Source organism: Rhodobacter sp. P1_C2 (assembly GCF_056406375.1).
On sequence record NZ_JBFUAG010000012.1, the window covers coordinates 128,386 to 150,911 of the forward strand.

Below are 22,526 nucleotides of genomic sequence, written 5' to 3' on the forward strand. Positions count from 1 at the left end.
ATCATGACATGTCGAAACGCACCGACTGAACCACTCCGGGTTTGCCGGAGGCTCCAACTCCTGAGTAGGATAGCTGGCGATTTTCAAGCCAATGCAATTGGATTTCGTCCGCAGGAACGCCCGGAGGTCAATTTGCGCGCGGTACTCTTTCTGGCAGGGTCGCGAGGGCGAAATGAACCAGATAGTCATTCAGCGCAAGCGACGCTGCATGGGCTGCTTCACTGTCGCGCCGAACGATCGCTGAAAGGATCGCCTCGTGCAGAGCCTTTCCCGCAGCGATTTCTTGCTTTTCGTCCCGCAGATGCATGATCCAGAACCGGCGTGACAAACTTTGCAGCGGGACGAGCGCTGCTCCCAGATAGGGATTGCGGGCCGCCCGAATGATGAGTGAATGGGTTTGTCGCACAGTTTCGATATACGCACTCAGGCCAAAATCGCCCGTCAATTCTGCCTTCATATGCGCGATGTCGCTGAAATCTTTAGATGTCGCACGCTGGCAGGCCAGCATGACGGCCAAACCTTCCATCGCGCGCCGCACTTCCAGCCCGCCAAGTTGGTTTTCGACGGACACGTCTGGTATCTCGATGCCCTTACTAGGATGTATGCGCAGCATGTGGGTCAGCGCGAGCCTTTGAAGCGCCTCCCGCACAGGCGTTCTGCCCAGTCCTGTCATTTCCATGAGGCCACGTTCTGACACCATGGTGCCGGGCTGAAGTTCGCCCCGTTCGATCAGGTCTTGTAGCAACGCAACGGCGTGGTCCGATTGGCTGCCCATGATGGCTCCATGCTTGCTGGCATCAATTTGCAACTTACGGTGTCATCGCAAGGAATCGCTTGCCATGCAACCGATATATCGGCGATATATCACGGGAAGTTGCCAACCAAGGACACATGATCATGAAATACGCCCCGCACTTGGAACCGAGCCCCTTGCCTTTTTCGCCTTTCAAAAGCTGCACCATCCCGCGGCCGATCGGTTGGTTGTCGTCGGTCAGCACCTCGGGCGTCGAGAACATCGCCCCCTACAGCCAGTGGCAGAACCTGTCCTTCGATCCGCCAATGGTGATGTTCTCGGCAAATCAGTACCCAGATGGGCGGCGCAAGGACACCGTCATCAATGCCGAGACCACGGGTTGGTTCGTTTGGAACATGGCCACCTGGGACCTGCGCGAGCAGATCAATCTGAGCGCAATGGCCTTGCCACCGGGCGAAAGCGAATTCGATCATCTGTCAGTCACGCGCGACTACGCTGACAACGCGCCCATTCCGATGGTTCGCGAAAGCCCGGTCAAGTTCGAATGCCGCTATCTGTCCACGCACAGGATACCGGGAAACTCACCTGTTGGAACCGTGGACATCGTGTTTGCGCGCGTTGAAAAGATTCATATCGACGATCGGGTTATCCTTCCCGACGGTCGGCTCGATGTCCCCGCCATCCGGCCAATCGCACGATTGGGGTATTTCGACTATACTGTGATTGATAACGTGTTCGAGATGCGCGTTCCGGGGTCCAATGCAGAGGCGCAGGCCGGTCTTGAGGGCCGCTCCGGGATCTAGGGTCTGGCCCCACTGATCATCTCTGGAGACCGTTATTCACGGTCAGTCAGGAGACCTGATCGAAGAACCGGCTGTTCGGGCTGACCGAAGCCCGGATGGCCCGGCTTCGGCCCCTCTTTCCCAAGAGCGAGGGGCGAGCGAGGGTCGATGAGCAGCGCGTCCGGGGTGGCATTATCTTGATAAATCGCAACGGGTTGCGCGGGTTCGATGCCCGTCCCTCCATGGCCGCCAAAGACACTCTGCAACCGATGGAAGCGTTGGTGCGGCATGGGTGCCTTCGCGCGGATCCCGCAGGGCCTGGCATCGGAGGCGGCCGCGCAGAAGACCGTAATGAGTGGCGCGACCTAACTGAAAGTCCCCGCACGGCCTCGAGCCGGGCGGCCAAAAAAGGGGCCGCGAACGGGCAATCGGGCGCACGAAAGGCGGGCTGATCCCCAAGCTTCCTGCCGTGGCAGATGCCAAGGGCAGGCCGTTGACGTTCTTCATGACGGCGGCCCAAGTCTGCGACGATATGGGCGCTGCCGCCACAAGCGACGCAATCGGATCGAGATGATGTTTGGCCGCCTCAAGGACTGGCGCAGGATCGCGACCCGCTATGACCGATGCCCAAAGGTCTTTCTCTCCGCAACCGTCATCTTCTGGCTCTGCGCCTCAATGAGTCCCGACCCCTGCCGCCAATACCCCTGCCATTCTTCAAAATCCGAATTGACCTCGTCCGCGGCACGCGCGGACGCCTCCACCAACCAGTCTTTCTTGCGGCCCATAACGTCGGTCCGAAGTGCAACCGGATCGACATTGCCGGAGAGATGGATCGCCGCAAGGTCACTGCCCATGGCCGCAAGCACTTCGCTACCGAAAGCAGCCGTGCCGCCGTCGGTCAGGTCGATCTTTTCGGAATCGTAGGCGATGCGCCGGATCATGTAGCCGGAGGTGAGTCTCAGGAACGGATCGGGCGACCGGAAGCGGCCTTCGGCCAACACCAGGGATTGCCCTCCAGTACCGGATAGCCCGGAGGACCAATCCCATGCCGAAGGCACAAGGGCCTTGGCTTCGCGGCACACCGGACCGCCACGCCAACGGCCCTCCACCAGATAGCGGGGGCGCCCCAACGATCCGCCACCGCGCTGACGGGTCAGAAAGACAAGATCGCTGGTGCCCGGCGGCAGTTGTGCGATCAGGACCGCCAGAATCTCGCGCGGCAGGTCCGCGGCGGCGACGACGGCATTGGCTGCATCGTCCGCAATGCCAAGCCGAGACATCGGGCGACCAAGGAGCGCCTGCATCCAGGGTTGCGCGCCGTCCAGTATCCACGGTTTCGGGCTTTCAAGCCCGCGCAGATATCCCGTCAGGATCCAGTCAGCCCGATCCTTCGGGGACCCGGCGAGGCCCGATGCCAGCCGGGCACTGGTGGCCAACCGGACGAGATCGTAGGGATAGGGCAGCAAAGCCGCATCATCAAAGTCATTCACGCCCCAGACCAGCCGACCTTCGGCGTCACGCCAGGTGCCCCAATTTTCGATATGGGCATCTCCCACGCTCGGCACCTTGGGGGCTGAGGCCAAATGCTGAAGGTATCCCGGTAAGGTGCGGGCGAACCGAAAACAGGTGGCGCGCAGAAACTTGAAGGGATTCTTCGCCATGCGGGCGTGCTTTTCGCGTAAGCCTTCCTCGACGACAACCACGCAGGTCCTGAGCCAGGCTTCATAGGCATTGACGTCGTCGATCACGGGCATTGGAATGCCTTGCCTTTCGAGGTGTCGCAGCCGCTGTACGACATCCATGTCAAACGGATGATATACCGAAAGCACAAGCCATCCTGGAATAAAATCCGCAGAGTGGCCAGCGCGGGCTCAATCATTTGTAAGATGACCAAGCCTGTTCAAAGCGCTACGTCTTTCAAGATTGAGATTGAAATGTTGCTGCCTGTGGGTCTGTCATGCTGTGGCTTCAGGTAACCGGGACGAGGAGTGAATCCGATGGACCGAAGACGCTTTCTGGCACTTTCCGCTGTGGCGCTTGGCTGGCCGGATCTGTCCTTGGCAGGCGTACCCATCCCGTACGACTGGAACGCATCGCCGCCCATGGATGACCGGGCCAGGTTCATCGATTGGATGGTGACCAATCGCGGTGAGGACCCGGATTTTCTGGGCCAGCGCTATGACCGGTTCCTCTCCCTCATCGCCAACAAGGACATCTGGAATGACCGCAACAAGCGCGCCTATCTGATGACCCCGCGTGAGGAATTCGTCACCACCGCCAACCTGTCGCGCGCCTATCAGGTGCATTTCCTCGACATCGGATTTGGCGTCACGATCACCGGGCCGCATTCGGTGGCGCGAATGACCAACACGATTGACCCCCAGAGGGGAGAGCGCGTGTTGGAAGTCGGGACCGGCTCCGGCTACCAGTCGGCCTACCTGTCCAACCTGACTGATCAGGTGTTTACGATTGAAATTGTGCAGAAGCTTTATGAACGCACCGGCGGCATCTATGAAGCGCTGATTGCCAAGGGCTACTCCGAGTATTCCGCCATCACCCGCAAGAATGATGACGGCTATTACGGCTGGGAGGAGCACGCGCCTTTCGACAAGATCATCGTGACCTGCGGCATCGACCACGTTCCGCCGCCCTTGTTGCAGCAACTGAAACCCGATGGAGTGATGGTCATTCCAGTTGGACCTCCGGGCGCGCAGCATGTGCTGAAGGTGGTCAAGACCCAAAGTGCCGATGGCAAGTTCACCGTGGCGCGGTCGGATATCTACCACGGCTCCATCGTCAATTTCGTGCCGTTCACCAAGCTGGAAGGCGGAAAGATCGTGGGAACCCACTCCAATTGATCGGGCCCCCTGTGGCTAGACCTCTGCCGTCCGGACTGCGCCTTTATGGCGCGGTTGGCACCTTGGCCGGGTCAGTGATCGCGCTGCAAATCGCCGTGATGCGGGTCTTTGCGGTCGGATCATGGAGCCACTTTGGGTCTTTGGTCGTCAGCCTGGCCATGTTGGGCTTTGGCATGGCGAGCGTGTTCATCTTCCTGATGAAGGGCTGGCTCGACCGGCATGGAACGGGCTCGGCCAGCGCGGCGCTGGGTTTGTTCGGACCCTTGGCGGTCGGGGCCAACCTCGTGGCACAGCTGGTGCCGTTCAACGCGATCTTTCTGATTTCGGACCCGATGCAGAAATGGCGGCTTCTGGCGAACTTTCTTCTGTATCTGCTGCCCTTCCTGTCCGGCGCGTTCTTTCTGGGCATCGTGTTCCGGCAGGGCAAGGCGCATTTCAACCGGCTGTATTTTGCCGACCTGATGGGCTCCGGCCTTGCCGGGCTGGCTGTTCTTGGCGCGCTCTACGTCCTGCCGCCCGAAAAGCTGCTGGTGGCCCCGCTTGTGCTTTGGGCAGTGGCCCTTGCGCTGTGGATTGGTGTCGCGCAGTTGGGCAAGGTTGCGGGTGCGCTGCTTGGGGCGGGTATCGTTCTGGCCGCCTATCTGCTTCTGTCAGTGACGCTCGGCGTGCCCGATATTGCGGTGTCGTCCTACAAGGGCATCTCCTACGCGCGCAATTTCCCTGATGCGACGCGGCTCTACCGAAGCTTTTCACCCTTCGGCGATTTGCAGGTTTATTCCAGTTCCTACATGCATTTCGCGCCGGGCCTGTCCGACAACGCCGCTTTCAACGTGCCGGAATTGCCTGCCAACACCTATGTCGGCATGTTCATCGATGGCGAGGGGCCATCTGGCATCATGCGCCCTTTGCCGCCCGAGGATGTGGCTTACTACCAATATCTGCCGATGTATTACCCCTATGTCGTCAAACGGCGGGCCAAGGTCTTTGTCGTGCAATTCGGCGGTGGGCTTTCGGCCATGACGGCCTTGAACGCCGGGGTCACTTCGGTGACCATCGCGGAAGGCAACCCGGAGGTGCTGCGAGCCTTCCGGTCGCCGGAATTGGCGGCGGCCACCGGCAACATCCTCGCCGATCCCCGCGTCAACGTGGTGGGCTATGACGGTCGGTTGTTTCTGTCCCATACCGATGAACGGTATGACGTGATCGACCTCAGCCTTGCGGAGTCGGTCGGCCTGTCAAACCCGGGCGGCTTCGCGATAGCCGAGAAATACGCCTATACCGAGCAAGCCTTGCGATCCTATATAAAAGGGCTGGCCGCGGGCGGCGTGCTGTCGGTGACCCTGTGGAACAAGGAAGAACCGCCGAAATCGGTGCTGCGCTTTTACGCCACGATGGCGAAGGCCGCGCAGGCGGCGGGCGGGGATTGGGCCAAGTCCTTGTTCGTCAGCGCAAGCTACCTTTCTACCACCACCGTCCTGTACAAGAAGGGCGGCTTTACCGACGCCGAGCTTGAAGCCCTGCGCCAGCACACCGCCGATCTGTCCTTTGACGAGGTCTATTCCCCCGGCCTCAGTTTCGACCCGGCCAGCGCCAAGGGAATCCTGGGCCAATATCAGGCCTCGATCTTCGGGGACGGCTCGACAGTGGATGCGCCGACTGTTGACGCCCCTGCCCCAGGCAATGGAACAAAGGGCGAACAGGCGGTCCCGGGTGATGCCGCATTAGACGGCACTTCGGATACACCGGGCGATGGCACTGAGACTGCGGTGCCGTCCACCACGCTTGCGCGGTTGGTCTGGCAGGGGCTGGTCAAGGGCGGCACGGCTGATGTGATGCAGGACTACGTCTTTGACGTGCGGCCGCTGACCGATGACCGGCCCTATTTCGCGGACTACATCCGTACCGCCGACCTGCCCCGCACGCTGGACCGGCTTGATACGGTGCAGGACGATTGGGGCTATCTATTGCTATGGGCGACACTCGCCGTCGCCTGCCTTGCTGCCACAGTCCTGATCGTCCCGCCGATGGTGTTGGGAGGCCGCGCCGGAATCGGGCGCGGCAAGCTGACCATCATCGTCTATTTCGGCTGCCTTGGCCTTGGCTACATCACGGTCGAGGTTGGGCTGATCAGCTGGTTCACAAGGGCGCTGACCAACCCGACGATCGCGGCGTCGATCGTGTTGTCGGGGATGCTGGTGTTCTCCGGCCTGGGCAGTTGGGTGGCTGAAAAGATCAAAAGGGCGGATAACGTGCTGCCGGTCTTGCTGGCGGCCGTAGCGCTTTCCCTGGGGGCCATGACACTGGTCTTGCCCGCGATACTAGGGGCGATTGGCGCCCTGCCCTATCTGGGCCGGATCGCGAGCTGCCTTGTCCTCGTGGCGCCCCTGGCCTTTCTGATGGGCTTTCCCATGGCCACCGCAATGAACGGACTGGCCGCACGCGGGCGGGATCAGATGTTCGTCTGGGCTTGGGGCATCAACGGCAGCTTTTCCGTGATCGGTGCCGCCGCAGTGCCTCTGATCGCCGTCAGTTTCGGCCTGTCCGCCGTGCTGGAGGTTGCAGCGGTGGCTTACGCCTTCGCCATGTTGGCGTTCCTTGCGATGATGCGGGCGCGCTAAAGGTCGCGCAACTGATCCACCGCAGCCTTGCGCAGGCTCGCCTCCGCCAGCATCACCGCCACGCAGACCGAAGTCGCAACCAGGCCGACCAACAGCGCCAAGTATCCCAGCGGAAGCACCAAACCTTCCGGCGGCGGGTCGAACACACCTGTCAGCAGTTTGACCAGCATCCATGCCGTGACAATGCCCGACAGCAGCCCCAGTACGGACCCACCAAGGAACACCAGCGCGCCTTCCGACCACAGGAACGCGCCCAACTGCGCGCGTTTTGCCCCAATCGCCGTCAGGATCGCAAAGCTGCGACGACGGTCGTTGAACCCCAAAGCTAGCATCAGCCCCGCCGCCGAGGCCGCCATCAACACCGCGAAGGCAAGCTCGATCCGCGTCAGGCTGGTCAGATTGACCGAGGTCAGGCTGGACCCGATGATCTGGGTGACATGGGAGATGTCTTGCACCTGCATGTCAGGCAATGCTGCCCGAACCTTGGCGGCCAGCGCCACCGGGTCACCTTCTGTGCGCAGCAGGACATATTCAGCCGAGGCATTGCCGGTCATCTTGGCCACATAACCCGCGTTTGCCACAAGGAAGGAGTCCTTCGGCGCGGTTGGAAACTCTCTTGCCACGCCGACGAAGGTAAAGGGCACCGCGCGGTATTGGTGATCGGCCCCCATCAGGCGCAGGTTGAGGGTATCGCCCAAAGTCAGCTGGAAATCCGACACGGTTTCCTCTGACACCAAAACCCCGTCCGGCGTGGCCGCCAGTTTCGCCATGGCCTGCGCCGCCGTGCTGCCGCTGAAGAAAGCGTCCGACAGTTGGGCCACGTTCTGAATGCTATCCGTGTCGATCCCATACAAATCCTGAAGGTCAGACCCGACATAGGCAAAGCGGTGCTGCATCGGTTCAGCGATGACGCCTGCAAGACCCGACAGCTTGTCCAAATGCAGGCTGGCAGGGGCGGCGGAAGTACCAAAGACGCCCACATCCGCGCCATTGGTCAGCATGGCATCAACCCGCGCCTGCGCCTGATAGGTGGCGTTGAAGATCGCGGTTGAGGTTCCGAACGATACCGCAAGCGCCGTCATCGCCACGCCCAGGGTGATCCGTCTGGCCTGTGTGGCCAGTGAGGCCGCCACCACCGGGGCCAACCGCCCGGCGATGGGGGCTAACAGTCGGTGCACCAGCGTGCTTGCCCCGATTATGCTCACAATGATCCGCACCACCAGCAGTCCTGACCCGACCCAGAACAGCGCCGGTGCCAGAAATGCTTTGTAGTCAACTGATGCCGCCGCAACCCCTTCGGGTGCCAGCACAATCTCATATCCGGTGCTGGCACTTTGCCAGAAGAACCCTGCGGCGAGCGCCAGCAGAACCGCATCCAGCCACAGCCTTTGCCACAGGGGCGCGCCTTTGCGGCCCACGGATTGGCGCGAAGCTGTCACGGTTTGGCCGTGCGCCTGCCGCCAGGCGGGAAGCAGAATGGCGGTCAGGCCCAGGACCAGCCCAATCAACGCGGCCCCGCTCGTGGTCACGCCCAACGCACCGGCGTCGCCCCATTCGGCCAAGCCAAGCCGTGCCAGACCCGCCGCAGCCAGCAAACCCACGGCAATTCCCCCGGCGCTGACCAGCACAGCCTCCACCGCCGCCAGCCCCGTGATGCGCCGCGCACTGGCACCGTGCACCCGCAGCAAGGCTTGTTCCGTCCGCCTGTGGCCAGCGCCACTCGCGGTGATGGCAAGGGTCAGCGCCGCCCCAAGCGCCGCACCCGGCAGCCCAAGGAACAAGAACAGCACCGCCGCGTAAAGCGCATCGCCGCGCACCGCGTCAAGACGGGCGGCGATTGTGTCTGACACCAAAGCCTGACCTGCCACTTGCACCTCAAGATTGCGCGCCTGACCAGTGACTTGGGCATAGGCTGTGGTCGGTTGGGCGGACAGGACCGCGTGGTCCAGATGGACATGGAATTGCAGGCGGGTTGTGTCAGGGCGCAGCGCGGTTTGGGCGTCAAAAATCCTGTGCCAATCGGCTGCGGGCAACAGGATCACGTTGTCAGGCGGCGCTTGTGGGGCCGCTTGGGGTGGCAGCCCTACCCCCTGAAAGAACGCATCCGCATCGGGCATGTCGATGACACCCGCCACCGTCACCACCACGGGATCAAGACCGATCCGCGTGATGCTGACTGGGTCGCCCGGCCCGACATGCAGGTTTGACGCGGTTTGCTGTGCGATCAGCACCCCGTCGCGGGAGCCCGACAACAGCCGGACTTCCTTGGAAAAATTGACCAGATACTGCGGCCCCAGACCCACCACTTTACCCGGCCCGGTGGTTTGCACCGTGCCGCCAGTGGTTGCCTGAAACCCGTCCGTTCCGGCATAAAGCACCTGTTCCAGCGCCTTGACCAAATCCGCTTTGCGAATGGCTGCGTCAATGGCGGCCGCATCAGCCCCCGGCGTCGCCTCAACCTGCCAATCTATGGGGACAGTCGAGGTGGCACGTTCCGTCATCGTCGCCGTGCTGCTGGCCAGAAATGCGCCAAGCGAGGCGAGCAAAGCCACCGTCACCGCAATGCCAAACCCGGCACCGACCAGCCGCATCAAACGGTGACGCAACAGCCCCATGATCCACAGATATGTCATGGTGCCGTCCCCTTGTTGGTGTCGATAAAAAGCGCGCCGTGGTCGATGGACCATTGGCGGTCCATCCGAGCCGCCACGGCGGGATCGTGGGTGGCAATGACCAACGCGGCGCGGGTCTCATCTGCCACCTCAATCACCGTGGTCAGAAACTCTTGCGCGGTCTTGCTGTCCAACTGGCCGGTCGGTTCATCGGCGAGGATCAGGTGCGGCGAAACCGACAAGGCACGCAGCATGGCCACGCGTTGTGCCTGACCACCCGACAGTTCCTCGGGCAATTTCAGAGCAAGGTCGGGCAGGCCAAAGCGCGCCAGCAAGGCGTCCGGCGTGAACCCCGGCATGGCATCGCGACCCGCCAGCAAGAGCGGCAAGGCGATGTTCTCGCGCACGTTCAGAGCCGGAAACAGACTGGGCGCCTGAAACACCGCCTGAACTTTCTCCGGCAGCAAACCCTGTTGAGCCCCCAAAGCAGGCCAGGAAACTTCTCCGTCGGTCGGCGGGATGAAGCCGCCAATGATATGGAGCAGGGTGGATTTTCCGCTGCCAGACGGTCCGATCAGAGCGATCCGCGCTTCCGGCTCAATCCCGCAAGTGATGCTGGATAAAACGCGGGTGCTCTCCCCGTCAGTCGCTGGATAGGTTTTGCCCACTGCTTTGATTTGAACCAAGGCCTCATTCATGGCTGATCGCCCCATCCTTCAGACGCAAAATCCGGTCGGCACGGCGCGCCAGCGCCTCGCTATGGGTGGCAATCAGGGTGGCCTGCCCGGCAGCGCGGCGCGCTTCGAACTGCGCTATCAGGCGGTGTTCGGTGGCGGCATCAACCTCAGCGGTCGGCTCATCCGCAATCAGGATCGGCGGATTGCAGGCCAGCGCCACGGCCAGACCAGCCCGTGCCGTTTCCCCACCCGAAAGCTGGGTGACACGGGCAAATCCGCGATGCGCCAGACCTACGCTGTCCAGCAAAGCCTCAGGTCGCGTGGCGTCTGCCATGCCGCCCAACTGCATTTGCAGGCGGATATTCTCGGTCAACGACAGGTGGGCAAAGAGGTTTCCCGATTGCATCAGGATGCCGAGAAACTTCGCCCGAATTGCAGCTCGCGCAGCCTCGGGTTGCCGCGACAGGCGCGCTCCGCCGATTGTGACCAGCCCGGCGTCGGGCTCATCAAGGCCCGTCAGGCAGTTGAGCAAGGTTGACTTGCCGCTGCCCGAAGGTCCCATCACCGCGACGATCTCGCCAGGCAGGACGGTCAGGCCCACACCGCGCAGGGCAATGACCTCATCGTCGCCTGTGTGAAAGAACTTATACAGATCGCGTGCTTCCAGGATCATCCTAACGCCACTCGAACGAGCGTGAAATCAATTCCCACTGATCGACGTTGTCAGCTCCAGCCGGGGCGTAAAGGTCAAGGGCGGCCAGAGCGCCCGCTTTGAAGAACAGATAGCGGGCATTCTCCAGCCGGATTTGTTTCATAGTGACGGCATTCGGTTCGGAGTTCGACGTGTAGTCGATGCGGATCGCAGGGCCCCCTGGCAGGGTTTCCACACTGATGCCCTTAACCTCAACGGCCCTTCCCGCCTTGATCAGATCCGGCACATACTGAGCCTTGACCCAATCCAGCGTCGGAGCCGTCGCAGCGGGGGTCAGGGTGACCGAGACCCCATCCAGCTTTGAGGTAAAGCTGACGTTGGGTTCGGTGACGGTGCGCGCCCAACCCTCGGGCACCTTCAAAGCGTAGCCGTCAGCCGCATAGACAATGAAGACCTGACTGTCGGGAATATCGCCGGGCGGGTTCTTCTCGGGCGCAATGGCGGTTTCGGCCTGGGTGGCCGTTGTGATGAAGGGCTGCGGAACAAGGGCACAAAGGCCCAGGGCGAAAAGGGTGGCTTTGGCGACGCATTGGCGGAACTGGGTCATGGCGGCTCTCTAATTTTGATGCCTCGTGGCGTTGGATCGGAGTGTGCGTCCTGCGAATGCCTGACACCTGACAGCCAGCTTACAAATCCGTAATGTCGGAGGAGAATTGACCCCGCCCGTTCACAGGTCAGCCCAAGGGGAACTCTTTTCTGCAGACACGAAATTCGCCAAAATTCGACGACCGAAAAAACGCGACACCCATCAGATGCCGCCCTTCCGATCAAAGTGAGGCAGAATCAGTTGTCGCCGGTTTCTTCATCAGCCGTCGCAATGGTTTGCACCAAGCTGGTGGACCCGGTCAGATAGGCCTATCCCCCTTCCATCGGGATTGGCCGGGCTTGGCTCGCGGCCATAACTGCCGCGCCGCTGATCAGCGCAAGCAGGGTGGCTGGGATCTTCAAGGATGTGTTGGCATTCAAATCCAATCTCCGGCTGATCAAGCCCGCATTGTGCAAGCCGATGAGAGACAGATGGGGATCGCACCTTACAGTGGGTTGTGGGCCACCTTACAGCTGCATACCTATGCCGCATTGCAGAGATCTCTCGCCGAACGCCTCTGGCAAAACCGATGACCGGCTACGCCAAATCTTTGGAAACCTTAGCCTGCAGCGTCACTGTGCTTGAAACTCAGGCTCACGCGCAGGCCGGGGGTTGCGTCTGTCAGGGTCAGATGGGCCTGATGCAGGTCGGCCACTGCCTTGACCAAGGCGAGGCCAAGGCCGGAGCCTTCGGTGGTGCGGCTTTTCTCCAGCCGATAGAGCCTGCGCAAGACATTATCCCTTTCGGCTTCGGGGATGCCGGGACCGGTGTCGCGGATGGTGGCGACGACCCGAGTTCCTTCGGCTTCAACCGCACAGGTGATCGCGGTGCCGGGCGGGCAGTGGCGCAGGGCGTTCTCGATCAGGTTGGCGAAGGCTTGCGTCAGAAGGTCCTTGTCGCCTTCGGTGAATGCGGGGCCAAAGGTCCGGCAGGTCAGGGTCATGCCGGCATCCTCGGCCACCTCGATATAGGCTTCGGCCACGGCCTCCATCACGGCGGCCAGATCGACAGGGCTGAACTTCTGCCGCGAGGTGCCCGCTTCGATCTGGGCGATGCGCAGCAGGGCGGAAAAGGTCTGGCTGATGGCATCGCTGTCGCTGAGGGCTGCGGCGAGGTCGGCTGCGACGGGCAGCCCCTTCGCTTCTGCTTCGGCGGCGGTTTCGATCCGGATCCGCAGCCGGTTCAAGGGCGTGCGAAGGTCGTGGGCGATGTCGGTGCTGACCTGGCGCATGGCCTCGACCAGAGCGCCAAGGCGGGCCAGTGCGTGGTTGATGGCGGTGAATATCTGGTCAAGGTCATCGCCCTGCCCCGAGACCGCAAGCCGCGCGGTCAGGTCGCCCTGCGCCACCCGGTGCAAAGTCGCCTCCACGGCGTTGATCCGGGCCTGAATGCGGGCAGCGATCACGGCTCCGGCCGCAATGGCCGCGATCAGGACGCCGAGGGCCGACCAGCCAAAGGCGCCGAGGCTGATCTCAGCCAGGTCATCCAGATCGGCGTCGGTCAGGCCCACGACGATGGAATAGTCGCCAACATCACTCGCATAGGTGCGGTAGGGATAGTCGGTCGCCACATGCAGGGTTGCGGCATCGACCGTGGACCAGCCGGGCTTGAACCAGATGTCGGGGATGCTGGCGGCCAGAACCTTGCCGTCCCGGCCGCGCAGCAGATAGACGGTCGCATGGTCCGGGCTGGCGTTGATCCTTGTGGTGACCGCCTCGACCAGATCGCCCTCGTCGCCGGATTGGCTTGTCTCCTGCAGAGCGGTAAAAATCTCGGTCACGCGGGCGTCCTGGCGGGCGACCAACTGCTGACGCAGCAGATTGTAACCGATCGTGCTGGCCAGAACGATTGAGGTCAGCACAAACAGCGTGATGCCCAAGGCCAGCCGGAAGGCCGTGCGGCGCATCAGGTCAGCGGGGCGCATGCAGCATGTATCCCGCGTTCTTGACGGTTTGCAGCAGGGCCACCTCGAAAGGCTTGTCGATCTTGGCGCGCAACCGGCTGATATGGGTTTCCACCACCGAGGTTTTGGGATCGAAGTGGAAATCCCAGACCCGCTCCAGCAGCATGGTGCGGGTGACCACGCGGCCGGCATTGCGCATCAGAACCTCCAGCAGGGTGAATTCCTTGGGCAAAAGGTCAATCATCTGGCCGCCCCGCCTTGCCTGGCGGCGCATCATGTCCAGCTCCAGATCGGCCACCCGTAGCACGGTCTGCACATCCTGCACCGGCGGCCTGCGGGCCAGCGCATTGACCCGCGCCATCAGTTCGGCAAAGGCGAAGGGCTTGGTCAGGTAATCGTCGGCCCCGGCCTCCAGCCCCTCGACCCGGTCATCAATGCCGCCGAGAGCGGTCAGGAACAGAACTGGCACCCGCCCGCCTGCCGCCCGCAAGGCGCGCACCAGCGACAGACCATCGAGGCCGGGCAGCATGCGGTCCACCACCACGACATCGTATGTCTCGCGCGATGCCTGAAACAGGCCGTCCTTGCCATCGGCCAGCACGTCACAGACATGGCCAGCCTCGGTCAGCCCACGGGCGATATAGGTCGACACGGAAGGGTCGTCTTCAATTAGCAACAGGCGCATGGGCAGCTTTCGGCTTTGGGTCTGGGCCTGACCAGACATGACAGGGCGCAATGGCAGCATGCTTTCGGCCAGTTTACATATTTGTAAACCCGCGGACAGGTCCCGGTATGACACGGCTCCTATCAGACATCCCAAGTCCAAATGGCACCGGAGAACGATGTGAAACAAATCCTGCTTGCGACCGCCCTGATCCTTGCGCCGGTGGGCGCCTTTACCGCCTTTCAGATCACCTTCGTAGGCTCTGCCCAGGCCGATGCCTCGCTGGGGGATCTGGCGCCGATGAAGGCCATCATTGCGGATGTGCAAAAGATTGCGGCCACCGGCGACTTCGCCGCCGCCGCCACCCGCATCACCGATTACGAAACCGCCTGGGACGACGCCGAGGCTGGCATGCGCCCGCTGAACCCCACGGCCTGGGGCAAGATTGACGACGCCTCTGACGCCGCCCTGAAGTCGCTGCGCAAAGGCAAACCCACCGCCGAAGTGGTCACCCCCGCTTTGGCCGCCTTGATGGCCGCGCTGGACAATCCCACCGGCAAATGAGGCACAAGCCTCACTTCGTGGCCCCCAATCGAGGATACCTTGCATGACAACCATACCCTTTGCGACAGCGGTCCCTACCGCGGACCCAGCCCCCATGAACCGCGTCCCGAAGGTCACGGTCGACTTCTGGCTGATCAAACTGATGGCCGTAACCATGGGCGAGACTGCCGCCGACTATCTTGGCGTCAACCTTGGCCTTGGCCTGACGACCACATCAATCCTGATGACCGCCGTGCTGGCTGTGGCGCTGGTCCTGCAATTCCGCCAGAAACGCTATGTGCCATGGAGCTATTGGCTGGCCGTCGTGCTGATCTCGATTGTCGGCACTTTGGTCACCGACAACCTGGTCGACAACTTCGGCGTCAAGCTCATCACCACGACCTGGGTCTTCACCGCCGCCTTGGCCGCCACCTTCGCTCTGTGGTACCGGGCCGAGGGGACGCTTTCCATCCATTCGATCCTGAACACCCGGCGCGAGATCTGGTACTGGCTGGCGATCCTCTTCACCTTTGCCTTGGGCACGGCGGCCGGTGACCTCGTGTCCGAACAGTTCGGTCTTGGTTACCTCAGCACCGGCATCCTGTTCGGGATGATCATCGCCTCCCTTTCGATCGGCTATTACTTCCTCGGCCTCGACTCGATCCTTGGCTTCTGGCTGGCCTATATCTTCACCCGCCCGCTGGGCGCGTCCTTCGGCGATCTCTTGTCGCAGCCGCATGAATATGGCGGCTTCGGGCTTGGCACCATCATCACCAGCGCGGTCTTCCTGGGCGCCATCATCCTGATCGTCGCCTACATGACCTTCACCCGGGACGGCGAAGAGCCGGCGGTTGCGGCCTAGGCCCGCGCCAAAGCCCCGCTTGCCCACAAGATCGCTGCGCCGAGCCGGTTTCAACACTCGCTCGGCGCAGTGCAATTGGGTCATGGCTTCGTGGCAAGTCATCGCAACCTTACAATTTATTGATCTTGCGGCAAGGTGGATGCAAGTTTTGATCCCTCATGGTGCGGCTGCCGCGTCACGCGGTGTGTCGCAGAGGAACACCATGAACGTCACGTCCCCGCTCTGTATTCTGGCCGCCGCCCTGACCCTGCCGTCCCTCGCATCAGCCGGCGATCTGGCGCTGACGGGCGGGTTGACTGCCACCACGAACTACCTGTCAGACGGCGTTTCGCTTTCGGGTGGCAGGCCGGCCCTGCAACCCTCGCTTGAGGTCAGCCTGAATGGTTTTTACGGCGGCGCGTGGGCTTCCACCAGCAACGATGCCGACGGCAACCAAGTCGCGCTGGACCTGAGTGCTGGCTATCGCGGGCAGGTGATGCAAGGGCTGGACTTCGATCTGGGTGTCACCCGGCACCTGTTTGATAAAACCAAGGATTCTTCGGCAGAGCTGGACGGGTCGCTGGATTACGCCCTCACCGACAAATGGTCACTGTCAACCGAAGTATCCTACGACCTGAAGGAACACACCTTCGGCAAGACCTTGGGCGCCAGCTATGCGCTGACAGACAGTTGGAACATTTACTACGATGTCGGGCGGCCTGACCCAGCGTCACCCATCGTTGGACAAGGCGGCGTAACCTATGCGCTGAACGACAAGGTGAACCTTGACCTGCAATACCAAGATTTGAAGGGATCCAAGGGCCTGATCGCCCTGTCGGTCAACTACAAGTTCGGCGGCGGTGACAGCGGTGGCGGTGCAGACAGCGGCGCCGGTGATTAGATGGCCCGTTGAACGTCCGAAATCCTGACGAGGAATTTGCCTTGCGCCCGGTACAGGGGGAAGAGCGCGGGCCAGTATCCTCGGCCCGGGTTTACGGGATACGCTGGATCATTTGCCAAACTCCTCTGACCGGTCACGCCAAGGAAAGCCCCTCCGCTGCAGGGTAGAACAGGATGATGCAACGAGGCGGCTCGGTTCCGAAAAGACGGAGCCACGCCCCAGAGACTGCTGGAGAGACTTCTCTGAGCCAAATCGGCGTGGCGCGACATTTGGCTACCCGCGTGGGCCTAACGCTTGACTTCGGCATGGCCAGATCACGCGGCGGAACTGGGGCGGTCACCGCCCGACCGCATCGGGCAGTCTTGCCAATTGATTGCGCAGAGAGTGGCTTCAAACCTCTTCGGACTGACCCCGATCCATGGTTTTGGCCAAGGTACCATTCGGATTTGGGTCTGGGTGATACTTCAAGCCGGATGATCCCTTGCCCGAAAAACACTGACGTGGGCGACGGCTCGACAAGCTTTGGGCGCGCCGCTAGAAGGCAAACTATATGGGTTCCAATATTGATTCGCCGACGTGATGAGGTCCGGATGCCACACGATGCACAGATAATCATGGATGCCCTGCGGCGGATCGTTCAGGCGCTGCGGCAATCGTCGGCACAAAGCGAACAAAGCTCCAGCATCACTGGGGCACAGGCGCTCGTCCTGAAACATGTCGCGGCACATCAGGGTCTTTCGATCAACGAATTGGCCGGGCTGACCTTTACCCATCAAAGCACCGTGTCAGAGGTCGTCAGCCGGCTGGAGGGTCGTGGCTTGCTGGCGCGGGTTCGTGGTCTGGAGGATGGCCGCCGGGTCGAGTTGCGATTGACCGACGCAGGCCAAGCCACGGTGCAGACCACGATCGTCACGGCTCAGGAAAAGCTTATGCAGGCGTTGATGCAGATGCCGGGTCCGGTGGTGGCCGAATTGGCGCAGGGGCTCGAGGCGCTGATCGGGGCCGCAGGGCTTTCCGGCGAAGCGCCCGTCATGTTCTTCGAGATGCCGTCTACCCAGAAAGGTGACCTGACATGAACCGCCATCCCGTTGAAGAGGCCTCAACCACACCCGGCCTGCCGATTTCGGTCGGCATGGCAGAGGTGCTGGAAGAGGCCGGGGTAGAACGCCACGCAAAGACCCTCGACCGGCGGGCAATGACGATTGTTCTTTTGAGCGTCGGCACGGCGGTCGTGGTTGCGGCGGTGGCGCGCATGCTGGTCTATCTGATCGGTCTGATCACCAACCTGGCCTTCTACGGGCGGATTTCAGCCGAAATGACAACGCCTTGGGACAACCAGCTGGGGCTTTGGGTCATCCTCGTACCGGTCGCAGGCTCGCTGATTGTCGGCGTCATGGCGCGTTATGGATCGAAGGCGATCCGAGGCCATGGCATCCCCGAAGCCATGGAACAGGTGCTGACCAACGAAAGCCGGATCCCGCGGCGCATGACCTTCCTCAAGCCGCTGTCGGCAGCCATTGCCATTGGCACCGGTGGGCCATTCGGGGCCGAGGGGCCGATCATTGCGACAGGCGGCGCCTTGGGCTCCTGGCTTGGTCAGGTGGTTCACGTCAGCGCGCTGGAGCGCAAGACATTGCTGGCGGCCGGGGCGGCGTCGGGGATGACGGCCATTTTCGGCACCCCCTTCGCGGCAATCCTGCTGGCGATCGAGCTTCTGGTATTCGAGTTCCGCCCACGGTCCTTCATCCCGGTGACGGCGGCGGCCCTGACCGCAATCGCCCTGCGCCCGCTTTTGTTCGGGGCGGCGCCGCTGTTTCATGTCGGCATCCTTGCGCCTGCAACGGATTCTGCCCTGCTCGCCTATGCGGCCGAAGGTGGGCTGATGGGGCTGGTGGCGGTGGGCATGTCACGCTCAATCTACCTCATCGAAGATCTGTTCGAAAAGCTGCCCTTGCACTGGATGTGGTGGCCAGCCATCGGCGGGCTGGTGGTCGGGATCATTGGGTTCGTGCTGCCGCGCACGCTGGGCGTCGGATATGAGAACATCGAGCAACTTCTGAATGGCCAGTTCGTCGGATCGGCTCTTGCGGTCTTTTGTGTGTTGAAGTTCCTCTCGTGGTCGATCGCCCTTGGCAGTGGCACCTCTGGCGGCACGCTGGCACCGATCTTCACGATTGGCGGCGGTCTTGGGGTGCTGACGGGCGAGGCGATCCAGAGCCTGATTCCCCATGCGGGGGTTGACTTGCGCATGGCGGGCCTGATCGGGATGGCGGCAAGTTTCGCCGGAGCTTCGCGCGCCCTTTTTACCTCAGTCGTCTTCGCTATGGAGATCACTGGCCAGTTCGATTGCCTTTTGCCGCTGCTGGCGGGGTGTTCCTCGGCATTCGTCGTGTCGGCTCTGACCATGCGCAACACGATCATGACTGAGAAGCTGGTACGCCGCGGGCACCATGTTCCAACCGAATATGTCGCGGCCGGACCAAAGTCCTGACGTCAAAGTTTGACCCAGAATTTGAAGTCAAACACTCTGGTCCGGGCCCGCTGGTTCAGTGACGCCACCTCCGCAGCGAGATCATCATGCAAGCGAAATGTGATCGTATCTTGTTCAGGCCAAGCGTCTTGGATCAAACAAGCCTACGGGCGGATGGTTCGACGGTGTTCGCACCCGTCATGGAAAGATGCGGCATGAATGGAAGGGCATCATTTGCCTGATACGTTTATCGCTAGGGTTGTATCGACCCAGCGGAATCTGCTCAGGTTAAGCCGCTAAGGCGAATGCCTCAGCTGGCGTTTTCATGTCCAGCGCCTGATGCGGGCGTCTGGTGTTGTAGAAGCTGATCCAGTCACCGATGGCGCGTGTGGCGTGCTGGATGCTGTCGAAGCGCTGGCGATGGATGCATTGCTCCTTGATTGTCCGGATGACGCGCTCGACCATGCCGTTCTGCTGGGGGCAATGGGGTGTGATGAACTCTTGCTTCAGACCATAGCCCCGGACCAGGGCCGTGTATTTGTGGCTGGTGAAGACGAGCCCGTTGTCCGACCTCAGCAGGAATTCCCGCGTCACCTTGCCCAGGGTGCCGAACCGGTTGATCAGGGCGTGCTCCAGAGCACTGGCCGCCGTCGTCGATTTGCCGGATCTGGACAGATGCCAGCCCAGAAGCTCGCGGGTGTGGCAGTCGATCACCAGAGCGAGGGTCGTCCAGCCATCGCGGCCCGACCAGACACGGCAGAGGTCCGTCGACCAGCGCTCGTTCGGCGCCGTGGCGACCGAGGGCACCGCCTCGATGCGCGGCCGCATGCCGATGGAACGCTTTCGAACCTGCCAGCCCTTGATCTGGAAGATGCGTTGCACCGTGTTTTTGTTGAAGCCCAGAAGCCAGGCCACAGTGCGGTAGCCGAAGGAAGGCTCTTTCTCGATCAAGGCCTTGATGGGGTCCGCCAAGCGGGCGTCGACCTTCGGTGCGGCCTTGGTCGGCTTGTAATACACCGTCCGCCGCGGCACGCCAAACCAGGCGCAAAGCTTGGCGAGGGGCACTTTGATTCCATCCGCCAGCAGGCCCTCATGGAGCGTCCGGATCATTGCCCGTCCTCCCGCTCCATGAGGGCCTGGAACTTTTTTCGGGCGCGCAGCTCCAGCATGGCCTCGCCGTAAGCTTCTTGCAGGTCTTTGAGCTGCTTCTCGTATTGCTCCCGGATCTCCAGCGGGTTCGCCCGAAGAGCATTCTCCATGCCCCTCTTCGCGTCATCCACCCAAGCTTCGATCTCCGAAGGCGAAAGGTCATAGGCCCTGCTGGCCTCGGAAACTGTCGTCTTGCCCTGGATGATCTCGACCACCAGTGCCGTCTTCCGCTTCGCCGTCCAACGTTTGATGCTGTCGTCCATCGTCACACTCATCGCTACCTTCTCCTTTGTAGCATGAGCAGATTTTCACTGGGTCGATACAGGGTCGCCCAGATCTCGGGCACCTGAGGCCAAGGGCCAGAACCTGGACTGAGATGCCGTGGCGCTGGTCAAGGTCGCGGGCGATCCCTGCCAGTACGGTCTTGCGCCGGGCCACCAATGCGAGGTCGAAGCCCTGCGTGGCCAAGGCCTCTGTGATGGCGCGGCCGATTGCGTCGCTGGCTTCGGTGATCACAGCGATAGTGCCATCGAGGGCCTGGAGGTCGTACATGAACACAGGATCAGTGAGCGACGAATACCTTCAGGTCAAAATACCCAAGATAGGGATGTAGAAAGTCATCGGTCACAACGTGACCAGTTTCTGTGATCATCCCCTTGATGGAAGTGGCAGCCTCCAGATAGAAGTCAAGAACTTGCGCAACCTCAGTTTTCGTACTGACCACAGCTACAAGTTCTACGCGCAGCAGACCTTCGTCACCTAAGGCTCCAAGCAACTCCAAGTGGGTTGGGAAGTTCAGGAACCTTGTTTGATTGTTAGTATACAATCTAACGCTCCAAGGGAGTGTTTCTTTGGAATGTTGTTCAATGTGCATGAGATCAATTTGACGGAAAAGGGTTAACAAAGCTTTAACGTTGTAGCGCACACAAGGTGGCTTTATGGATGTTTGGGAAGAATACCGAGGTCAGTTTCCTGGCGCTTTGAATAACATCGCGACGTGCCCATTTACTCAGCAGATTGAACTGCTGGCCTTGCGTCATCGAGCCACCCCCTATTGGCACACCTTCCTGAGGGGGCGACATATCGGTGTGTTCCGTCCCGGGCCGAATGTATGCACATGGACGGCCCGGATTCAAACTAAGGACAAGCGATACCTGCAGAAAGCATTGGGACCAGCCCTGAACTTGGGTGCGGGCCAGATTCCTTACAGCGAGGCCGTGCGTCGTGCTTTTGAATGGTTTGCCACGTCGCATGTTAGCGCGTTAGCGAGCACACCTAAAGCTGTAGGGCGGACCCAATCACTGAACTTCTGCCCCATCGGAAGCGTCTACACTGCAGGTCACGCTTTGGCCGATTATTTGGATTGGTCCCGCATCGCACGCTCCTATGGTGGGCACTACAACAACTTGGTGATGGTCAATCACCACATCGTCAGTGACCTAGGCTCTGGACCCATTAAATTGCTTGCTGTAGCGGCAAGTCATTGATTCATTGGTGGCACCGAGGAGGTGGCGCGATGACCGATTTGATCCTGCTTTCCGAAGCCCAGATGGCACAGATTTCGCCGTTCTTTCCCTTGTCTCACGGGGTTCCGCGCGTTGATGACCGTCGGGTGATCAGCGGCATCATCTTCGTGATCCGCAACGGGCTGCGTTGGCGCGATGTTCCGCCAAACTACGGGCCGCACAAGACAATCTACAACCGCTTCGTGCGCTGGAGCGAGTTGGGCGTGTTCGGGCGCATCTTCGTCGAGCTTGCGAAGGGCGGCGGCGAGACGGACGAACTGATGATCGACGCGACCCATCTCAAGGCACACCGGACTGCAGCCAGCCTGCTCAAAAGGGGGCTCTTCCCCGGCATATCGGACGCACGAAGGGCGGCCTGAACTCGAAGCTGCACGCGGTCTGCGACAGCCTGGGCCGCCCCCGCAGCCTCTTTCTCACCGCAGGCCAGGTCAGCGACTACACCGGCGCTGCCGCCCTGCTGGCGACAATGCCGCCCGCCAAGGTGCTGCTGGCCGACCGGGGCTATGACGCCGACTGGCTGCGCGATGCCCTCGGCGAGCGCCAGACCGAGGCCTGCATCCCCTCAAAATCCAACAGGAAAATCCCGATACCCCATGACAAGGCCCGCTATCGAAAGCGCCACAAAATCGAAAACATGTTCGGCAAACTCAAGGATTGGCGCCGCATCGCCACCCGCTACGACGTAAGCGGTGCGACGGCCCCGTGGTTCCGGGGCGAAGGTCTTTCGGGCATGCCGCCCTGCAACTGAGTTTGCAGGAGTTTGGCAGTGGAACACCAAAATGAGCACCGGATGGAGGTTCCCAGTCGCAAGGGAGTTTCGCGCATCGAGGTTCTGGATGGGCCAACCGGGCGGCGGCGTTGGCCGGATGATCTGAAGGCACGGGTTGTGGCCGAGAGCCTGGCTCCCGGGGCGCGTGTTTGTGATGTGGC

Annotated in this window: 21 protein-coding genes and 1 pseudogene; 11 read left to right on the forward strand and 11 right to left on the reverse strand. The window is 61.4% G+C overall.

Going from position 1 to position 22,526, the window contains the following annotated elements; genetic code table 11:
• Positions 1-127 precede the first annotated feature (127 nt).
• Positions 128-775, reverse strand: a complete 648-nt coding sequence (locus tag AC1DZT_RS19615; RefSeq protein WP_478008334.1) for a GntR family transcriptional regulator — start codon at positions 773-775, stop codon at positions 128-130.
• A gap of 122 nt (positions 776-897) precedes the next feature.
• On the opposite strand from AC1DZT_RS19615, the gene AC1DZT_RS19620 reads away from it, so the two are divergent.
• On the forward strand, positions 898-1,557 hold the full coding sequence (locus AC1DZT_RS19620; protein WP_478008335.1) for a flavin reductase family protein: 660 nt from the start codon (positions 898-900) through the stop codon (positions 1,555-1,557).
• 95 nt (positions 1,558-1,652) lie between these two features.
• Positions 1,653-2,202 (forward strand): annotated as a pseudogene (locus AC1DZT_RS19625) (transposase family protein); the annotation flags it as partial.
• Here AC1DZT_RS19625 and AC1DZT_RS19630 read toward each other — a convergent pair.
• Positions 2,151-3,338: a DUF2252 family protein gene (locus AC1DZT_RS19630; RefSeq protein ID WP_478008336.1), complete on the reverse strand. Its 1,188-nt coding sequence runs from the start codon at positions 3,336-3,338 to the stop codon at positions 2,151-2,153. The pseudogene AC1DZT_RS19625 and the gene AC1DZT_RS19630 sit on opposite strands and share 52 nt — an antisense overlap.
• A gap of 195 nt (positions 3,339-3,533) precedes the next feature.
• Between AC1DZT_RS19630 and AC1DZT_RS19635 the strand changes: the two genes are divergently transcribed.
• Positions 3,534-4,394: a protein-L-isoaspartate O-methyltransferase family protein gene (locus AC1DZT_RS19635; protein WP_478008337.1), complete on the forward strand. Its 861-nt coding sequence runs from the start codon at positions 3,534-3,536 to the stop codon at positions 4,392-4,394.
• Between the two features lie 74 nt (positions 4,395-4,468).
• Positions 4,469-7,012 (forward strand): spermidine synthase family protein, encoded by a 2,544-nt coding sequence (locus AC1DZT_RS19640; RefSeq protein ID WP_478008338.1) that lies wholly within the window; start codon positions 4,469-4,471, stop codon positions 7,010-7,012.
• Here the strand turns inward: AC1DZT_RS19640 and AC1DZT_RS19645 are convergent.
• From AC1DZT_RS19645 to AC1DZT_RS19670, 6 genes are all read right to left on the reverse strand, one after another.
• On the reverse strand, positions 7,009-9,645 hold the full coding sequence (locus AC1DZT_RS19645; RefSeq protein ID WP_478008339.1) for an ABC transporter permease: 2,637 nt from the start codon (positions 9,643-9,645) through the stop codon (positions 7,009-7,011). The genes AC1DZT_RS19640 and AC1DZT_RS19645 overlap by 4 nt on opposite strands.
• The gene (locus tag AC1DZT_RS19650; protein ID WP_478008340.1) at positions 9,642-10,322 is read right to left on the reverse strand and encodes an ABC transporter ATP-binding protein; all 681 of its coding nucleotides are present in this window, start codon (positions 10,320-10,322) and stop codon (positions 9,642-9,644) included. Before AC1DZT_RS19650 ends, AC1DZT_RS19645 begins: the two co-directional genes overlap by 4 nt.
• On the reverse strand, positions 10,315-10,974 hold the full coding sequence (locus AC1DZT_RS19655; RefSeq protein WP_478008341.1) for an ABC transporter ATP-binding protein: 660 nt from the start codon (positions 10,972-10,974) through the stop codon (positions 10,315-10,317). Before AC1DZT_RS19655 ends, AC1DZT_RS19650 begins: the two co-directional genes overlap by 8 nt.
• A 1-nt stretch (position 10,975) precedes the next feature.
• Positions 10,976-11,560: a hypothetical protein gene (locus tag AC1DZT_RS19660; RefSeq protein ID WP_478008342.1), complete on the reverse strand. Its 585-nt coding sequence runs from the start codon at positions 11,558-11,560 to the stop codon at positions 10,976-10,978.
• Positions 11,561-12,158: 598 nt separating this feature from the next.
• A complete protein-coding gene (locus AC1DZT_RS19665; RefSeq protein ID WP_478008343.1) occupies positions 12,159-13,523 on the reverse strand; it encodes a sensor histidine kinase in 1,365 nt (454 codons plus the stop codon).
• Positions 13,510-14,187 (reverse strand): response regulator, encoded by a 678-nt coding sequence (locus AC1DZT_RS19670; RefSeq protein WP_478008344.1) that lies wholly within the window; start codon positions 14,185-14,187, stop codon positions 13,510-13,512. The genes AC1DZT_RS19665 and AC1DZT_RS19670 overlap by 14 nt, the downstream gene beginning before the upstream one ends.
• A gap of 159 nt (positions 14,188-14,346) precedes the next feature.
• On the opposite strand from AC1DZT_RS19670, the gene AC1DZT_RS19675 reads away from it, so the two are divergent.
• The 5 genes from AC1DZT_RS19675 to AC1DZT_RS19695 all read left to right on the forward strand — a co-directional run bounded on the left by AC1DZT_RS19675 (position 14,347) and on the right by AC1DZT_RS19695 (position 18,942).
• On the forward strand, positions 14,347-14,730 hold the full coding sequence (locus AC1DZT_RS19675; protein ID WP_478008345.1) for a hypothetical protein: 384 nt from the start codon (positions 14,347-14,349) through the stop codon (positions 14,728-14,730).
• 94 nt (positions 14,731-14,824) lie between these two features.
• A complete protein-coding gene (locus tag AC1DZT_RS19680; RefSeq protein WP_478008346.1) occupies positions 14,825-15,571 on the forward strand; it encodes a COG4705 family protein in 747 nt (248 codons plus the stop codon).
• A gap of 202 nt (positions 15,572-15,773) precedes the next feature.
• Positions 15,774-16,451 (forward strand): TorF family putative porin, encoded by a 678-nt coding sequence (locus AC1DZT_RS19685; protein WP_478008347.1) that lies wholly within the window; start codon positions 15,774-15,776, stop codon positions 16,449-16,451.
• A gap of 590 nt (positions 16,452-17,041) precedes the next feature.
• On the forward strand, positions 17,042-17,527 hold the full coding sequence (locus AC1DZT_RS19690) for a MarR family winged helix-turn-helix transcriptional regulator (protein ID WP_478008348.1): 486 nt from the start codon (positions 17,042-17,044) through the stop codon (positions 17,525-17,527).
• A 56-nt stretch (positions 17,528-17,583) separates the two neighbouring features.
• Positions 17,584-18,942: a chloride channel protein gene (locus AC1DZT_RS19695; protein WP_478008349.1), complete on the forward strand. Its 1,359-nt coding sequence runs from the start codon at positions 17,584-17,586 to the stop codon at positions 18,940-18,942.
• A gap of 267 nt (positions 18,943-19,209) precedes the next feature.
• Here AC1DZT_RS19695 and AC1DZT_RS19700 read toward each other — a convergent pair whose 3' ends face one another.
• The 3 genes from AC1DZT_RS19700 to AC1DZT_RS19710 form a co-directional block, all read right to left on the reverse strand.
• Positions 19,210-20,031 carry an IS3 family transposase gene (locus tag AC1DZT_RS19700; RefSeq protein WP_478008350.1) on the reverse strand — a complete coding sequence of 274 codons (822 nt, stop codon included), beginning with the start codon at positions 20,029-20,031 and terminating at the stop codon, positions 19,210-19,212.
• Positions 20,028-20,345, reverse strand: coding sequence for a transposase (locus AC1DZT_RS19705; RefSeq protein WP_478008351.1), 318 nt, complete (start codon positions 20,343-20,345; stop codon positions 20,028-20,030). Before AC1DZT_RS19705 ends, AC1DZT_RS19700 begins: the two co-directional genes overlap by 4 nt.
• A 287-nt stretch (positions 20,346-20,632) precedes the next feature.
• On the reverse strand, positions 20,633-20,995 hold the full coding sequence (locus AC1DZT_RS19710; protein WP_478008352.1) for a hypothetical protein: 363 nt from the start codon (positions 20,993-20,995) through the stop codon (positions 20,633-20,635).
• Positions 20,996-21,008: 13 nt separating this feature from the next.
• On the opposite strand from AC1DZT_RS19710, the gene AC1DZT_RS19715 reads away from it, so the two are divergent.
• Both AC1DZT_RS19715 and AC1DZT_RS19720 read left to right on the forward strand, forming a co-directional pair.
• Positions 21,009-21,557 (forward strand): hypothetical protein, encoded by a 549-nt coding sequence (locus AC1DZT_RS19715; protein ID WP_478008353.1) that lies wholly within the window; start codon positions 21,009-21,011, stop codon positions 21,555-21,557.
• Between the two features lie 29 nt (positions 21,558-21,586).
• Positions 21,587-22,344, forward strand: a protein-coding gene (locus AC1DZT_RS19720) for an IS5 family transposase (RefSeq protein ID WP_478008354.1) whose coding sequence is annotated in 2 segments (ribosomal slippage) — positions 21,587-21,920 and positions 21,920-22,344 — 759 coding nt in all. Because the reading frame shifts where the segments join, the coding sequence is not laid out codon by codon here.
• Positions 22,345-22,526: the final 182 nt, after the last annotated feature.

Bases quoted from the DNA above. Each gene is read 5' to 3' on its own strand.
- AC1DZT_RS19615 (WP_478008334.1), bottom strand. From the start codon at position 775: ATGGGCAGCCAATCGGACCACGCCGTTGCGTTGCTACAAGACCTGATC.
- AC1DZT_RS19620 (WP_478008335.1), top strand. From the start codon at position 898: ATGAAATACGCCCCGCACTTGGAACCGAGCCCCTTGCCTTTTTCGCCT.
- AC1DZT_RS19630 (WP_478008336.1), bottom strand. From the start codon at position 3,338: ATGGATGTCGTACAGCGGCTGCGACACCTCGAAAGGCAAGGCATTCCA.
- AC1DZT_RS19635 (WP_478008337.1), top strand. From the start codon at position 3,534: ATGGACCGAAGACGCTTTCTGGCACTTTCCGCTGTGGCGCTTGGCTGG.
- AC1DZT_RS19645 (WP_478008339.1), bottom strand. From the start codon at position 9,645: ATGACATATCTGTGGATCATGGGGCTGTTGCGTCACCGTTTGATGCGG.
- AC1DZT_RS19650 (WP_478008340.1), bottom strand. From the start codon at position 10,322: ATGAATGAGGCCTTGGTTCAAATCAAAGCAGTGGGCAAAACCTATCCA.
- AC1DZT_RS19655 (WP_478008341.1), bottom strand. From the start codon at position 10,974: ATGATCCTGGAAGCACGCGATCTGTATAAGTTCTTTCACACAGGCGAC.
- AC1DZT_RS19660 (WP_478008342.1), bottom strand. From the start codon at position 11,560: ATGACCCAGTTCCGCCAATGCGTCGCCAAAGCCACCCTTTTCGCCCTG.
- AC1DZT_RS19665 (WP_478008343.1), bottom strand. From the start codon at position 13,523: ATGCGCCCCGCTGACCTGATGCGCCGCACGGCCTTCCGGCTGGCCTTG.
- AC1DZT_RS19670 (WP_478008344.1), bottom strand. From the start codon at position 14,187: ATGCGCCTGTTGCTAATTGAAGACGACCCTTCCGTGTCGACCTATATC.
- AC1DZT_RS19680 (WP_478008346.1), top strand. From the start codon at position 14,825: ATGAACCGCGTCCCGAAGGTCACGGTCGACTTCTGGCTGATCAAACTG.
- AC1DZT_RS19685 (WP_478008347.1), top strand. From the start codon at position 15,774: ATGAACGTCACGTCCCCGCTCTGTATTCTGGCCGCCGCCCTGACCCTG.
- AC1DZT_RS19690 (WP_478008348.1), top strand. From the start codon at position 17,042: ATGCCACACGATGCACAGATAATCATGGATGCCCTGCGGCGGATCGTT.
- AC1DZT_RS19695 (WP_478008349.1), top strand. From the start codon at position 17,584: ATGGCAGAGGTGCTGGAAGAGGCCGGGGTAGAACGCCACGCAAAGACC.
- AC1DZT_RS19700 (WP_478008350.1), bottom strand. From the start codon at position 20,031: ATGATCCGGACGCTCCATGAGGGCCTGCTGGCGGATGGAATCAAAGTG.
- AC1DZT_RS19705 (WP_478008351.1), bottom strand. From the start codon at position 20,345: ATGAGTGTGACGATGGACGACAGCATCAAACGTTGGACGGCGAAGCGG.
- AC1DZT_RS19715 (WP_478008353.1), top strand. From the start codon at position 21,009: ATGGATGTTTGGGAAGAATACCGAGGTCAGTTTCCTGGCGCTTTGAAT.